15 protein-coding genes are annotated in these 12,429 nt (G+C 69.3%); 7 read left to right on the plus strand and 8 right to left on the minus strand.

Features of this window, described 5'->3' with window-relative positions; translation table 11 throughout:
- Nucleotides 1-51: 51 nt before the first annotated feature.
- Nucleotides 52-288, plus strand: coding sequence for a hypothetical protein (locus tag ACH4S9_RS13390; RefSeq protein WP_385344359.1), 237 nt, complete (start codon nt 52-54; stop codon nt 286-288).
- 34 nt (nt 289-322) lie between these two features.
- On the opposite strand, the gene ACH4S9_RS13395 is transcribed toward ACH4S9_RS13390, so the two are convergent.
- Nucleotides 323-1,048: an N-acetylmuramoyl-L-alanine amidase gene (locus ACH4S9_RS13395; RefSeq protein WP_385344362.1), complete on the minus strand. Its 726-nt coding sequence runs from the start codon at nt 1,046-1,048 to the stop codon at nt 323-325.
- Nucleotides 1,049-1,209: 161 nt separating this feature from the next.
- On the opposite strand from ACH4S9_RS13395, the gene ACH4S9_RS13400 reads away from it, so the two are divergent.
- Both ACH4S9_RS13400 and mnmA read left to right on the plus strand, forming a co-directional pair.
- Entirely contained in the window at nt 1,210-2,112 is a 903-nt protein-coding gene (locus tag ACH4S9_RS13400; RefSeq protein ID WP_398371726.1) for a TIGR03619 family F420-dependent LLM class oxidoreductase, read from the plus strand.
- A gap of 80 nt (nt 2,113-2,192) precedes the next feature.
- A complete protein-coding gene (mnmA, locus tag ACH4S9_RS13405; RefSeq protein ID WP_385344366.1) occupies nt 2,193-3,362 on the plus strand; it encodes a tRNA 2-thiouridine(34) synthase MnmA in 1,170 nt (389 codons plus the stop codon).
- A gap of 8 nt (nt 3,363-3,370) precedes the next feature.
- On the opposite strand, the gene ACH4S9_RS13410 is transcribed toward mnmA, so the two are convergent.
- Complete coding sequence (locus tag ACH4S9_RS13410; RefSeq protein WP_398371728.1) at nt 3,371-3,961, minus strand: TetR/AcrR family transcriptional regulator; 591 nt, start codon at nt 3,959-3,961, stop codon at nt 3,371-3,373.
- Nucleotides 3,962-4,057: 96 nt separating this feature from the next.
- Between ACH4S9_RS13410 and ACH4S9_RS13415 the strand changes: the two genes are divergently transcribed.
- Nucleotides 4,058-4,459: a nuclear transport factor 2 family protein gene (locus ACH4S9_RS13415; protein WP_398371730.1), complete on the plus strand. Its 402-nt coding sequence runs from the start codon at nt 4,058-4,060 to the stop codon at nt 4,457-4,459.
- Nucleotides 4,460-4,478: 19 nt separating this feature from the next.
- Here the strand turns inward: ACH4S9_RS13415 and ACH4S9_RS13420 are convergent, their stop codons facing one another.
- Together ACH4S9_RS13420 and ACH4S9_RS13425 are read right to left on the minus strand one after the other, a co-directional pair.
- Nucleotides 4,479-4,889, minus strand: coding sequence for a GNAT family N-acetyltransferase (locus ACH4S9_RS13420; RefSeq protein WP_385344375.1), 411 nt, complete (start codon nt 4,887-4,889; stop codon nt 4,479-4,481).
- Nucleotides 4,890-4,905: 16 nt separating this feature from the next.
- The gene (locus tag ACH4S9_RS13425) at nt 4,906-5,559 is read right to left on the minus strand and encodes a phosphotransferase family protein (protein ID WP_398371733.1); all 654 of its coding nucleotides are present in this window, start codon (nt 5,557-5,559) and stop codon (nt 4,906-4,908) included.
- Nucleotides 5,560-5,619: 60 nt separating this feature from the next.
- Between ACH4S9_RS13425 and ACH4S9_RS13430 the strand changes: the two genes are divergently transcribed.
- Nucleotides 5,620-6,222 carry a hypothetical protein gene (locus ACH4S9_RS13430; RefSeq protein WP_398371735.1) on the plus strand — a complete coding sequence of 201 codons (603 nt, stop codon included), beginning with the start codon at nt 5,620-5,622 and terminating at the stop codon, nt 6,220-6,222.
- Nucleotides 6,223-6,291: 69 nt separating this feature from the next.
- Here ACH4S9_RS13430 and ACH4S9_RS13435 read toward each other — a convergent pair whose 3' ends face one another.
- The 3 genes from ACH4S9_RS13435 to ACH4S9_RS13445 all read right to left on the minus strand — a co-directional run bounded on the left by ACH4S9_RS13435 (nt 6,292) and on the right by ACH4S9_RS13445 (nt 9,916).
- On the minus strand, nt 6,292-8,595 hold the full coding sequence (locus ACH4S9_RS13435; protein WP_398371737.1) for a peptidoglycan recognition protein: 2,304 nt from the start codon (nt 8,593-8,595) through the stop codon (nt 6,292-6,294).
- Nucleotides 8,596-8,845: 250 nt separating this feature from the next.
- Complete coding sequence (locus ACH4S9_RS13440; RefSeq protein WP_398371739.1) at nt 8,846-9,049, minus strand: DUF397 domain-containing protein; 204 nt, start codon at nt 9,047-9,049, stop codon at nt 8,846-8,848.
- Between the two features lie 12 nt (nt 9,050-9,061).
- The gene (locus tag ACH4S9_RS13445) at nt 9,062-9,916 is read right to left on the minus strand and encodes a helix-turn-helix transcriptional regulator (RefSeq protein ID WP_398371741.1); all 855 of its coding nucleotides are present in this window, start codon (nt 9,914-9,916) and stop codon (nt 9,062-9,064) included.
- 159 nt (nt 9,917-10,075) lie between these two features.
- On the opposite strand from ACH4S9_RS13445, the gene ACH4S9_RS13450 reads away from it, so the two are divergent.
- A complete protein-coding gene (locus ACH4S9_RS13450) occupies nt 10,076-10,537 on the plus strand; it encodes an ATP-binding protein (RefSeq protein ID WP_385344389.1) in 462 nt (153 codons plus the stop codon).
- A 53-nt stretch (nt 10,538-10,590) separates the two neighbouring features.
- Nucleotides 10,591-11,115, plus strand: a complete 525-nt coding sequence (locus ACH4S9_RS13455; RefSeq protein WP_352129407.1) for a TIGR00730 family Rossman fold protein — start codon at nt 10,591-10,593, stop codon at nt 11,113-11,115.
- Between the two features lie 56 nt (nt 11,116-11,171).
- On the opposite strand, the gene ACH4S9_RS13460 is transcribed toward ACH4S9_RS13455, so the two are convergent.
- Entirely contained in the window at nt 11,172-12,386 is a 1,215-nt protein-coding gene (locus tag ACH4S9_RS13460; RefSeq protein ID WP_398371744.1) for a hypothetical protein, read from the minus strand.
- Nucleotides 12,387-12,429: the final 43 nt, after the last annotated feature.

Consider the following 12,429-nt stretch of genomic DNA (forward strand, 5'->3'; position numbering starts at 1 on the left):
AAGGCCGCCTCGGTTATCCGGATACGCCGGGAAGAGGGAACTCCGGCCCCGGTGAACATCTCGACCTTCGTCACCGGCGGCGAGGACCAAAACCCCACGGTGGCGACCGTGGACGTCTCCAAGGACTCCGTATGGCATGAAGTGCGCAGCCCCTGGAATCGCGCTTCCGCCGTCTATAACGCGTACGGCTCCTACTTCGCTCCCGGGATGAAAGACGCGAACGGCCGGCCGGTGACGACGCCGCGCGAGCTGGATTTCATGCACAACGGGCACATCTGGCTCCCGTAAACCGCGCAAGCCCGCGACCCCGTAAAACCGAAGCTCACCGGTCTGGTGCCATGGCCGCACGCACCAGCCGCAGATAGTGGTCCCAGTCCCAGTGCCGCCCGGGGTCGGTGTGGTCGGTGCCCGGCACATCGGAGTGGTTGACGATGTGCTCGCGGTCCGCCGGAAATCCGTACCGCTCGCAGATCCTGGCCGTCAGCCGCGCCGAGGCGCGGTACATCGCTTCCGTGAAGGAGCTCGGCCGGTCCACGAACCCCTCGTGTTCGATGCCGACGCTGCGCTCGTTGTACGGGCGGTTTCCCGCGTGAAACGCGACGTCCAACTCGCGGACCGTCTGCGCGATACGTCCGTCGCGGCGCACCACATAGTGCGCCGCGGCGCCGTGCTCCGGGTTCCGGAACGCCGCCAGCGCGTCGTTGAAGCTGCCCTGGACGACATGGATCACCACCCGGTCGACGGTGTAGTCGTACGGCCGGTCCGCCCGCCGCCAGTTCTCCGGCGAGGCCGCGGCCCACTGCGCGCCCGGGTAGTCGACCGCGCCCTCCTCGCGCGGCTGGTCGACGCCGGGCAGCCGCCACCACAGCCGCTCCAGCTCGTCCCGCGCTCCGTAGCCGACAGCGGCAAGACCGGCGGCGACCCCGCCGAACAGCAGCGTCCGCCGCCCGGGCCGGCGCCGGCCGCCGGGCGCCCCGTCACCGGGCGGCTCCTGGCCGCTGTCCTTGCCGGAGCCCGCGTGCTCCGCGGCGTCCGTGGTCTCGTTCACGAAGTTCTCAACGGGCGGCGAGCCGCGTCCGGTTCCACAGCCGCTGTCCGATCATGGCGTGAACCCTGCGTTCGACGGGCCGACCACACCACCCCTGGGTAGATGAAAGTTGGACCATTTTAAGGCCCGGCTACTCAACGATTCGATGAGGAGTGAACAGCATGCGTATCGGGTTCGCGCTTCCCCAGTTCGGCGCTCTGGCGCACCACCCGGAGGACGTGGCGCGGTTCGCGCGGCAGGCCGAGGAATTCGGCGCGGCGAGTCTGTGGGTCGGCGACCGGCTGCTCGACCCGGTCGAGCCGACCGTCGGATACGCGGGAGCCGACACGATTCCGCCGGAATTCCGCGCCGCCCTGGACCCCTTCGCCGTCCTCGCCGCCGCGGCCGCCGTCACCGAGCGGGTCCAGCTGGGCAGCAACGTCATCAACGCCCCCTGGTACCCGCCGAGCACGCTCGCCCGCGCCCTCACCACCATCGACGCGTTCAGCGGGGGACGCCTGCTGGTCGGGCTCGGCACCGGCTGGTCCCCCGAGGAGTACGAGGCCGTGAACGTCCCGATGGCCGAGCGCGGCCGCCGCCTCGACGAAACCCTCGACGTCCTGACCGCGTGGTGGACGGCCAACCCCGTCGAACACCGCGGCGAGCACTGGACCGTGCCCGCCTCGTATGTCGACATCAAGCCCGCCTCCCGCCCCCACCCGCCCGTCTACCTCGCGGCCTTCGCCCCCGCCGCCCTCCGCCGGGTGGCCCGGCGCGCCGACGGCTGGCTGCCGATCGCCGTCCCGCCCGCCCCGTTCGACCCCGAGGCGGACGTCGTCCGCCCCATGGAGCTCATCCGGGAGACGGCCGGGCGCGAGGGCCGGGACCCCGCCGCGCTCGACGCGATCCTGCGGGTCAACCCCTACGCCGAGGCCTCCGTCGAGGACATCGCGACGGTGCTGGCCAGGGCGGAGGCGGAGGCGGGGGTGGGCCACGCCTTCGTGGATCTGATCTATCTGGCCAAGGACGTGGACCAGGCCCTGGACCTGGCACAGCGCATCCTGGACCGCGCGAACGGCGACTGACGGCAGGTGTCCCGCAACATTCCGTAACGACCCGGTGGGGCGCCGGGCCTCCACTCCCCAGGGCCTACCCTGGAGGGGTTATGAATGACTTCCCCGGTGCGCCCACAGGTCCCCGCGACGGCCGTCGCCTGCGCGTCCTCGCCGCCATGTCCGGCGGTGTCGACTCCGCGGTGGCGGCCGCGCGCGCGGCCGAGGCGGGCCATGACGTGACCGGCGTCCACCTCGCGCTCTCCGCCAACCCGCAGTCCTTCCGCACCGGCGCCCGCGGCTGCTGCACCATCGAGGACTCGCGCGACGCCCGCCGGGCCGCGGACGTCATCGGCATCCCCTTCTACGTGTGGGACCTCGCCGAGCGCTTCCGCGAGGACGTGGTGGACAACTTCATCGCCGAGTACGAGGCCGGGCGCACCCCCAACCCCTGCCTGCGCTGCAACGAGAAGATCAAGTTCGCGGCGCTGCTCGACAAGGCGCTGGCGCTCGGCTTCGACGCGGTCTGCACCGGTCACTACGCCACCGTCGTCCACCACGAGGACGGCAGCCGCGAGCTCCACCGCGCCTCCGACATGGCCAAGGACCAGTCGTACGTCCTCGGCGTCCTCGACGAGCGCCAGCTGGCCCACGCCATGTTCCCGCTCGGCGACACCCTCACCACCAAGGACGAGATCCGCGCGGAGGCCGAGCGGCGCGGCCTGGCCGTCGCCAAGAAGCCGGACAGCCACGACATCTGCTTCATCGCCGACGGCGACACCCAGGGCTTCCTGGCCAAGCACCTCGGCACGGCCGAGGGCGACATCGTCGACGAGGACGGCCGCAGGCTCGGCACCCACGACGGCGCGTACGGCTTCACCATCGGCCAGCGCAAGGGCCTGCGCATCGGCCACCCCGCCCCCGACGGCAAGCCCCGCTACGTCCTGGACATCTCCCCGGTGAACAACACCGTCACCGTCGGCCCCGTCGAGGCACTCGACGTCACGGCCCTCACCGCCATCACCCCCCGCTGGTGCGGCACCCCACCCACCGGCCCCGCCACATACACCGCCCAACTGCGCGCCCACGGCGGCGAGACCGAGGTGACGGCCGAGCCCGTCGATGGCGCCGGCGAACTGCGCGTGACTTTCACCGAGCCGGTCCGGGGCGTGGCCCCGGGCCAGGCGATCGTGCTGTACGACGGGACGCGGGTCGTGGGGTCGGCGACGATCGCGACGACGGAGCGGGCGGAGCGCGCGGAGCGGGCCGCGTCGGCGAGCTGAGGCGGTAGCTACGGGAGTGCTCGGGCACCACTCGCGAAGCCGCGCCACTGGAGGCGCAGGAGTTGCCGTGCGTGATCCGCGCTGCTGCCGGCGAGAGCTGCGGCGTTCGTCAGCGCGAGCATGTCGTCCACCGTCAGGTCCGTGTCGACTGCCCCGCCGTGTTGGGCTCTGGTGAGCAGTTTCTGTGCGGTGGATCGCATGGCCGTGTGCCAGTGGTCGAACAATGTGGTGCGCCGCTGAGCGCTGTCCGCGGTCCCGGCCAACGCCAAGGCGCGTTTCGCGGCGACGTGGACGACGAAACTGTCCAGCCAGATGAACAGCGCGTCAGCCGCCGACTCGGATGCAAGCAGGTCGGCGCCCTGCTCGCAGAGGAGCGTCACCTCATCCGCGTACACCGCCACGATCAGGTCCTGGCGGGTGGGGAAGTGGCGGTAGAGCGTCGCGTTGCCGACGCCCGCCCGGCGCGCCACCTCGTCCAGCGCGACGTCGGGGCCGTGCTCGTCGAAGAGCGTTTTCGCCGCGGCGAGTAGCGACTGGACGCTCCTTGCCGCGTCCGCCCTGCGTGGTCGCGGGGCCATCAACGGATCCGGACGCGTCATCGCCATGCTCCCTGGTTGCGATACGGGGACGTCCCTGTTTACAGTACCGCGCAATGAACCGGGGAACTCCCCGTATTGCCGCCTTGAGGATCGCCAATGACTCTCACCTGCGAAGATCGCTGCGCCATCACCGAGCTGATCGCGATGCACGGGCATCTGTGCGACAGCGGAGAACTCGACCGCTTCGACGAGGTGTTCACCACCGACGTCATCTACGACGTCACGGATTTCGGGCACGAGGTCTTGAGGGGAGTGGCGGCCTGCGCCGAGGCCGGGCGCGCCCTGGGCGAGCTGAACCCGGTCGGACACCATGTCACGAACACCGTCCTGAGCGAGCAGGCCGACGGCCGGGTGCACGCGCGCTCCAAGGGAATCGGCGTCTACGCCGACGGTACGACCGGGAGTCTGACATACGAGGACACCATCGTGCGCATGGACCAGGGCTGGCGGATCAGCCACCGAAAGGTGCTCGCGCGACGGGTTCCCCTGGGCGGGTGATGATCGGGCAGCTCGTCGCTCAGAGCCGCATCAGACCCGCGGCGGTGGGCCGGAATCCGCACTGCCCGTAGAAGGACTCAAGGTGCGGCTCGTAGTCGACATGCAGCCACTCCGCGCCATATGCCTTCGCCTCATCCGCCGCCACACGCACCAACCGCACCCCGAGCCCCTGCCGACGCTCGTCGGGGTGCACGGTGGTGTCCAGGATGAAGGCGTGGAGACCTCCGTCGCCGACGACGTTGACGAATCCGACGAGCCGGTCGTCCCGGTGCGCGGCGATCCACAACAGACTGCGGGCCAGCAGCGGTGCGAAGGCGGTCGGGCTGTGATCCGGCCATGAGGCGCTGAACAGCTCGTTGAGCTCCTCGTCCGCGAGTTCGGGGCGCACCGTCAGCACCGTATCGCCGTCGTGCGCGGAACCATTGACCACGTCTTCGTCTCCTCGGTTACTCCTGCCAACCCGCCGTCGCGGCCGCACGCTCCCGCCACAGGGTCACCCCCGCGCCGTTCGGCTCCCAGCGGTGGCAGAACTCCCGCAGGGACTCGCATCTGGCCAGCATGGCGGCCTGGCGGACCGGCCAGGGCGGCACCGCATCCTCGCCGTACGCGCGGAAGAAGGCGTCGAGGGCGTGGCGGTGCTCGGGGTGGTGCATCCGTACGATCCACTCGCACCAGGCCAGGTCCTCGACCGGGTCCCCGAGATGGGCGAACTCCCAGTCGACCACGGCGGTGACCCGGAAGGTGACGGGGTCGAGCAGCAGGTTGTTGGGCCCGTAATCGCCGTGCACCAACACCGCGCCCCGCACGCTCGCCTCAGTCCCGTGGATGCGCCGCAGCAGCGCCCCGCACGCCTCCAGGACCTCCGCGGCGCGGCCGGCGTCCAGCAGCTCCTGGCCGGGCACGCCGGTCATGAAGCCGAGCGTGAGGGTGCCGGTGTCGGCCTCATGCACCGGTGGCACGGGGAGCCGTCCCTGGAGCCGGGTCAACAGCGTGCGCTCACGGTCGAGCCTGAGCTCGGCGTCCGGACCCGCGTAGGTCTTCCGCACGACAGCGCCGTCGCCGATGGTGCGGTTGGTGTAGCCGTGCTTCAGCGGACGCATCCTTCGATGATCAGCCACGGGCCGGCACGCCGCTACCCAATTCGTGGCAGAGTCACGACCATGTTGACCTCAACGCGCGAGCGGCGAAGACGCTTCGCCGCGGTCGCTCTCCTCCTGGGGACCGCCATATCCCTGACCGCTTGCGGTGAGCAGCGCGTCACGGACTCGGCGGCCGGCGTCCCGAACCCGCCCCCGAGCTCCGGCCAGAGTTCCCCCGGCGCCACCCCCTATGTGGAGCCCGGAGCGGGCGACGGCGCCCCGCACTACAACGAGAACAACGCTTTCCGCCGCCCCGGTGCGATGTCCGCCGACAGCGCGGAGGCCGCGCGCAAGGAGGCCGACCGCATCGAGCCCGTGCTCAGGCGGCTCTGGAAAGAGAAGAAGTGGGACGTCGAAAGCGTGCGCGCGGCGATGCTGAAGCTCGGGTACGAGGAGGAGCGGACCGGGGCCGGGGGCAAGCGGCTCGGCGGGACGCTCACCGTGAAGGGGATGTCACCACGCTTCGAGACCGACCACTACGTGACGCCTGAGGGAGCCCTGGTCGGCCTTCGCGTACATGACGACGCCTGCGTCACGGCCTTTGTGCAGAAGACCAACTACGAGGTGCGGACGAATGGCCCGTACATGGAGACCGGCTGCTTCGAGCCGCCCTCCGGTCACTGAGCTTGAGATGTGTGCGGGGCGCGGCCGGCCACCGGCCGCGCCCCGTTCTCGTGGGTCAGGCGCGGCTGGTCACTTGATGTAGACCAGGCCGTCGGAGGTGATGGTCGGGCGGCCGCTGGTGCCGACGACGACGATCTTGACGGTGTGCTTGGCGCTGGTGGACCAGGACTTCGTCCAGATGGCGTTGCGGTACATCGTCGAGGAGGAGCGCAGGTCGACGGTGGCGGCCTTGGTGCCGTCCACATAGACGTACGCCTGGCCGGAGGTCGATGCCCGGGAGACCACCCAGGCCGCGGAACGGCCGGTGAAGGTCCAGGTCAGGCTGGCGCCCTTGCTGCCGCTCGAGTACGACTTGCCGCCCAGGTAGCTGGAGGAGGATTTGGTCGTCCAGCTACCGGACTTCACCGCCGAGGACTCCTGGAGGATGACGGGCGTGTAGGAGGGCGAGGAGGTGCGGTAGTTGCCCGCGTAGTCGTAGGCGCGCATGGACCAGGTGGACGCGGTGCCGGACGCGACCGTGCGGTTGGAAGTGGTGGTCGTCGGGCCGAACGTCGCGGTGGTCGGGGACAGCAGCTTGACGTTCTGGAGGGCGGCGTTGTCGGTTGCCTTCCAGTCCAGGCGGACCGGGACGGCGGTGGTGTTGACCGTGCCGGTCCGCAGGGTGAGCTTCGGTGTCGTGGTGAAGGTCGGGGCGGTGGTCTCGGCGATGACGGTGGTGGCGGCGGTGGTCGCCGTCTTCCCCGACTGGTGCACGGCCCGCACCGCGACCTTGTGCGTGCCCAGCGCCAGGGTGGCCGACGCGGAGGCGCTGGTGCCGGAGGTGGTGGCGACGACCTTGCCGTCGACCAGCAGCTCGTACCTCTTGATCAGGACTGCGGGAGTGGTGGCCGACCAGCGAACGGTGATGCCGGACTTGGTGTAGTAGGCCGAGTTGTACAGACCGGCCCCGGATACCGAGGTGATCTTCAAACCGGCGACGGGGCCGGATGCCAAGCTGCGGATGGTGGGCAGCTGGGCGTACAGCGAGTTGCCGGGGCACTCGGTGTTGTAGCCATCGCGGTGTCCGGAGATCCGGTTGAAGGTGTACTTCGTGTCGGCCGTGTAGCTGGTGCCGAAGTAGTTCTTCTGGGTCGCTCCAGCGGTGAGCTGGACGGTGCCGGCGGGGTCGGCGCCGTACTGACCGAGCTTCCATCCGGCCAGCCGGGCGATCGACGTCAGCGCGTCCGTGGACGCGCCGGTGGAGGTGTAGTTGCCCAGGACGGCGATGCCGGCGCTCTCGCGGTTCCAGCCGTAGGTGTGCGCGCCGAGTACCGGCATATCGACGCCGCCTGCGCGGCCTTCGAAGATGGTGCCGCACTTGTCGACCAGGAAGTTGTACCCGATGTCGTTCCAGCCGTTGGTCTTGACGTGATAGATGTAAATACCACGCACAATCGAGGCGGAATCTGCGCAGCTGTAGTCGTTGGTCCCGTCCGTGTGGTGGACGAAGACCGATTTCACGTCCGTGTTGTACGTCGGAGGGTCCTCCGGTGTGATGCCCGTGGTGTCGGCGCCCCATGTGGAGCGCGAGACGATCGGCGGCTCGGGTGCGGTGGAGGGCGGCCCGCTGGTGGCGGAGGCGCTCGGCGAAGGTGAGGCCGAGGCCGTCGCCGTGTCGCTCGGCGAGGCGGACGGGGCATCGCTGGTCGGGGCCCGGGTCGGCGTGTCGCTCGGCGAGGGGGAGTCCGTCGCCGTGGTGGGAGTGTCGGCCGGAGTGGGGGTGTCGGTCGCCGCGTCCGTGGGCGTGCCGGTCGGCGTATCGGCGGGCGTCGCGCTGTCCGAGGCGGAGGCGGAGGCACTGGGATCATCGAGGGTGTACGCGGCCGGGGCGGGGTCGGCGGTGGCGGCCTTTCCGGGATCCACCAGGTCGAGGCGCAGGCCGTGCGGTAGGGCGGTCGAGGTTTTGCTGCCCGCCAGGACGCGCAACTGGACGCCGTTGGAAGGCCCGACCCAGTAGGGCTCGGTCGCTCCCCGCTCGCCCTTCACCGGAACGTCCCCCCGGGCGTCATTCTCTCCCACGGTGAACCACTGCGACCACGCACCGGTCTTCGCGTCACGGGTGCGCGCTTCGACCTTCTTGGGCGCCTTGGCCCTGGGGTTGGTCCAGCTCACGCCGAGCAGACTGAAGGGCTCGGTGGAACGATCCCCGAGCGCCACGTTCCCGTCCGTGCCGGGCTTCAATGCGATGCGGTGGACGGCGGCCTTGACCGGCCCGGAGGTCGCTGCCCTTCCGGTGTCGGCCGAGCCGTCGGCCAGCCCTTCGAAGGCCAGCACCCCCATCACGCCGACTGCCACTGCGGCAGCCGCTCCCCTTATGCGTCGTGCTCTCAACATTCTCTCCCAGCCCACGGTTGTCCGGGCGTTCCGGCTGTCTGATCAGGCGTGAACGGTCGTCGTGACCGCTGCCGCGTGTGGGGGAAGCGGATTGAATTATTCCGGTACGCGTATTGGGCAGCTTATGGGGCTGGAAGGTCACTTTGCTGGCTCATCTGGGTGATGCGCGTCACCCATCGGCGTGAGTCGCAGCATGCGAGGGGCCCCGGTGCGTGTCGCACCGGGGCCCATGGTCGTATTGCCGCGTCGGCTACCGGCGGTCCAGCAGGGGGTCGAAGCGCCCGTCCTTCACGCCGAGGACGAACGCGCGCAGCGCGGTGCGGTCGGTGATCAGGACTGCTTCGGGCTCGGCGCTTTCGCGTATGGCTATGGCGCTGCCATCAATGGCGACCTCTATGCAGTTGTTGCCGCCGCCGCCGCAGAACGATGACCGCTGCCAGGTGGACTCGTGCACTGATGGCCCCTCTCACATATCGCGGGCGATGGACCGGATGAGCTTCTGAGACTCATCGGATGGGAACGCCGAGTCTTCCATCAGGTCCAGCAGGGCACGATAGTTGGCGAGCGGAGTCGGGGCATCGGCGAAGTGGGGGCCGTAGGCGGTGTCCAACTGCACGGTGTCGAGCTGCGGTACGGGTCCCTCTGCGTACAGGATCGACTGTCCGGCGCCGTGGAAACTTTCGGCGCTGAACGGGATGACGAGCAGGGTGATGTTGTCGCGGTCTGCTGCGTCGGCCAGGTATTCGAGCTGTGTCCTGGCCACGTCCCGCCCGCCGAACTGCATGCGCAGTGCGGCCTCGTGAATGATGCCGACGTAGGGGGTCGGCCGCTCCCGGTCGAGGATGTTCTGGCGTTCCAGGCGGTGTGCCACGCGCAGCTCGACTTCCAGGCGCGGCAGTTTCGGGACCACCAGCTCGAAGAGTGCACGGGCGTGCTCCTCGGTTTGCAGCAGGCCTGGCAGGTGCACCGTCTGCGCGGTGCGGATGTGCGTGGCGTGGTGCTCGATCTCGGAGATGTCCAGGAAGCCGTCCGGCAGCTTGCCTCTGTACTCCGCCCACCAGTCCCGGCTCCGACGGCTGCCCGTCATGGAGGCCAGCGCGTTGATCAGTGGCTCGTCCGCGCATCCGTAATTGCATGCGAGCTGACGGACGCGCTCTTCGCTCAGCCTCGTGCGCGCGGCCTCGACGTTGGAGATCATCGTCCGGTCGGCGCCCAGCATCGTGGCCGCCTGCTGGATGGAAACCCCGGCTTGCTCGCGCATGCGCCGTAGTTCCACGGCGAGGCGGCGCTGACGGCCTGTAGGGGCGCTTCTTGGTGCCATGAGTCCTCTCTCGCTGCCCGTCCAGGCAGTCTGGCAGGGGGCTAAGTGAGGGTCTACTGAGTCGAGTTTTGTTTCACTCGTTCGTGTCTGAGTGACTCACAAGTTACTCAAAGTGCTCTAGCTTGTGACCGCGAACGCAACGCCCACCGGAGGTGCCACGTGACCCCGCAACCGCCACCGCTGCTGTTCACCGAGCCCTGGGAGTACGAACTCCGCTTCCCCCGAGACCCCCGCGGTCCGGGCATCGTCCGGGCCACGCTGCGCGCCGTGCTGACGGCTCACGGGCTGCGTGAACTGGTCGAGTTGGCGTCGCTGCTCACCTCCGAGCTGGCGACCAACTCCGTCCGATACTCAGACGACTGCGCGTCCGTTCGTCTGCTGTGGAGGCACCCCGTGCTGCGGGTCAGCGTCACCGACACCAACCCCGAGCTCCCTGAGCCGTTCAAGCCGTCCGTGGAGGTGGACGGCGGCCGGGGGCTGTTCATCCTCGACGTCCTCGCGGACCGGTGGGGTGGCTGCGCCATCGGGGAGGAGCCGTTCGGGCTCGGCGGGAAGACGGTGTGGTTCGAGCTGGCCTGGGGCGGGCCGTCGCCGACGCCCATGGCGGCGCTGGCCGCCTGAATCAGCCGCGCGGATCCGGGGCGCTGTCGCACCCGCGCCGTACAGTGGCGAGCATGAATATCTGCGTCTTCTGCTCCGCCGCCGACCTGGACGACCGCTACACCGCCCCGGCCCGCGAGTTCGCCGAGCTGATCGGCAAGCGTGGGCACACTCTCGTGTGGGGCGGGTCGGACGTCGGGCTGATGAAGGTGATGGCGGACGGGGTGCAGGAGAACGGCGGGCGGCTCGTCGGGATATCGGTGGAGTTCCTGTCCGCGAAGGCCAGGGAGAACGCCGACGAGATGGTGATCGCCAAGGATCTCGCCGAGCGGAAGGCGCAGCTGCTCGCCCGGGCGGACGCGGTGGTGGTCATGGTGGGCGGCACGGGGACGCTGGACGAGGCCACCGAGATCCTGGAGCTGAAGAAGCACGGCCTGCACATCAAGCCGGTGGTGCTGCTCAACACGGCGGGCTTCTACGACGGGCTGAAGCAGCAGTTCCAGCGGATGGAGGACGAGGGCTTTCTGCCGCTCCCCCTCAGCGAGCTGGTCTTCTTCGCGGAGAGCGGCGCGGACGCGCTGGCGCACCTGGAGCAGTGAGATAGCCGTGAGCGTGGCTCCGCCGGAGCGGAGCCACGCCTTGGTGATGTCGAGGCTCAGCGGCCCACCACGTACACGGCGCGCCTGCGCGGGTGCTCGCCCAGACTCCAGATGCCGTTCCGGTCACCGTCGTAGCTGAGGTCCTCGGGGCCGATCGAGAGCTTTCCGTGCTTCTTGGGCTTCTCGAAGCTGCCGCGCGGGCAGCGGTACAGGTGCCCGGGGTTGGAACCTTTGCTGACCGAGAAGTAGTAGGAGCCGTTCACACTGACGACCCCCTGGACGTTGGCCCGCTCGAACGACCGCTCCTCCACGGCCTCTTCGGAGGTGATGGAACTCGTGCTGGAGTTCATGTTCCAGCGTATGCACCGGGTGCTGCCGCCGCCGAAGTACTCGTTGACAAGGAGGGAAGGCTGCGGGGTCGTATGGTCCACCGCGACCTGTGAATACCTCAGGTCCGCTCCCGCGTTGTCGTAGGCACGGCTCTGCGGAAGCACGTACTGGTAGCCCCACGCGTAGTACTTCTTGTCTCCCCGGTGGTATCCGCAGTAGCCCGCCGCCGCGAGCCCGCTGGCGGAAACCCGGAACATCTGGTTGATGTTGAATACGCGCAACCCGCCATTCGCGCTGTCAGCGAGATAGAGCCTGTCCCCGTACCAGGCGAGGCCTCCCGCGTGGGCTTTGACCGGCCGGAAGTCATTGGGCTGGCCGAGACGCTTCAGGGGCTCCACGAGCAGCACGTGACGGTATCGCGGCCTGCTCGGGAGGGTCACATCGACGAAGGTGATACGCGCGCCCCGCCACGCGTTCATGCCCTTTCCGTACCAGGACACCAGGACCGCCCGCTTCTCCGGCTCCGTGTTCGTGCCCGGAATCGGTCCGTGGTAGGCGTCGTAGCTGGTGGAGATGCCCTGCGGATACCACGCCGGAGTGGTGCCGTCACTGGTGTCAGGGTCCCAGCCGAAGGAGTACTTGAGCCTGTCCGGCTTGCCCCCCGCGGGCCAGCGGTGGTTCACCACCGCTTTGCGGTCGGCGTTCCGCAGCACCTCTGCCACCAGGGGCGCTGCCGGGAGTGCACGGGCGAGACCGGCGATCGCCTCAGGGTAGGTGTAGCCGACCTGCCTCTTCGGGCGGTCGCGCATCTTCACGCGGAATTCGGACGCTGCCTCGGAAGAAGCCGCGTGCGCCGTGGACGGGAGTACCAGGCCGCCGGCGGCCGCGGCGAGCGGAGCGGCGGAGATGCCGCAGAGAAGTGTTCGGCGTGTGACGTCCATGACAGACGCATCCCCCATTCGGTATTCGGGCCGGGGGAGTGGC

The sequence above is a fragment of the Streptomyces sp. NPDC021225 genome (assembly GCF_044332865.1).
In the GTDB taxonomy this organism is placed as follows: Bacteria; Actinomycetota; Actinomycetes; order Streptomycetales; family Streptomycetaceae; genus Streptomyces.

What these genes read in the sequence shown, in the direction of transcription:
- ACH4S9_RS13400 (WP_398371726.1), top strand. Translation starts at nt 1,210, where the DNA reads ATGCGTATCGGGTTCGCGCTTCCCCAGTTCGGCGCTCTGGCGCACCAC.
- mnmA (WP_385344366.1), top strand. Translation starts at nt 2,193, where the DNA reads ATGAATGACTTCCCCGGTGCGCCCACAGGTCCCCGCGACGGCCGTCGC.
- ACH4S9_RS13410 (WP_398371728.1), bottom strand. Translation starts at nt 3,961, where the DNA reads ATGACGCGTCCGGATCCGTTGATGGCCCCGCGACCACGCAGGGCGGAC.
- ACH4S9_RS13415 (WP_398371730.1), top strand. Translation starts at nt 4,058, where the DNA reads ATGACTCTCACCTGCGAAGATCGCTGCGCCATCACCGAGCTGATCGCG.
- ACH4S9_RS13425 (WP_398371733.1), bottom strand. Translation starts at nt 5,559, where the DNA reads ATGCGTCCGCTGAAGCACGGCTACACCAACCGCACCATCGGCGACGGC.
- ACH4S9_RS13430 (WP_398371735.1), top strand. Translation starts at nt 5,620, where the DNA reads ATGTTGACCTCAACGCGCGAGCGGCGAAGACGCTTCGCCGCGGTCGCT.
- ACH4S9_RS13435 (WP_398371737.1), bottom strand. Translation starts at nt 8,595, where the DNA reads ATGTTGAGAGCACGACGCATAAGGGGAGCGGCTGCCGCAGTGGCAGTC.
- ACH4S9_RS13445 (WP_398371741.1), bottom strand. Translation starts at nt 9,916, where the DNA reads ATGGCACCAAGAAGCGCCCCTACAGGCCGTCAGCGCCGCCTCGCCGTG.
- ACH4S9_RS13455 (WP_352129407.1), top strand. Translation starts at nt 10,591, where the DNA reads ATGAATATCTGCGTCTTCTGCTCCGCCGCCGACCTGGACGACCGCTAC.
- ACH4S9_RS13460 (WP_398371744.1), bottom strand. Translation starts at nt 12,386, where the DNA reads ATGGACGTCACACGCCGAACACTTCTCTGCGGCATCTCCGCCGCTCCG.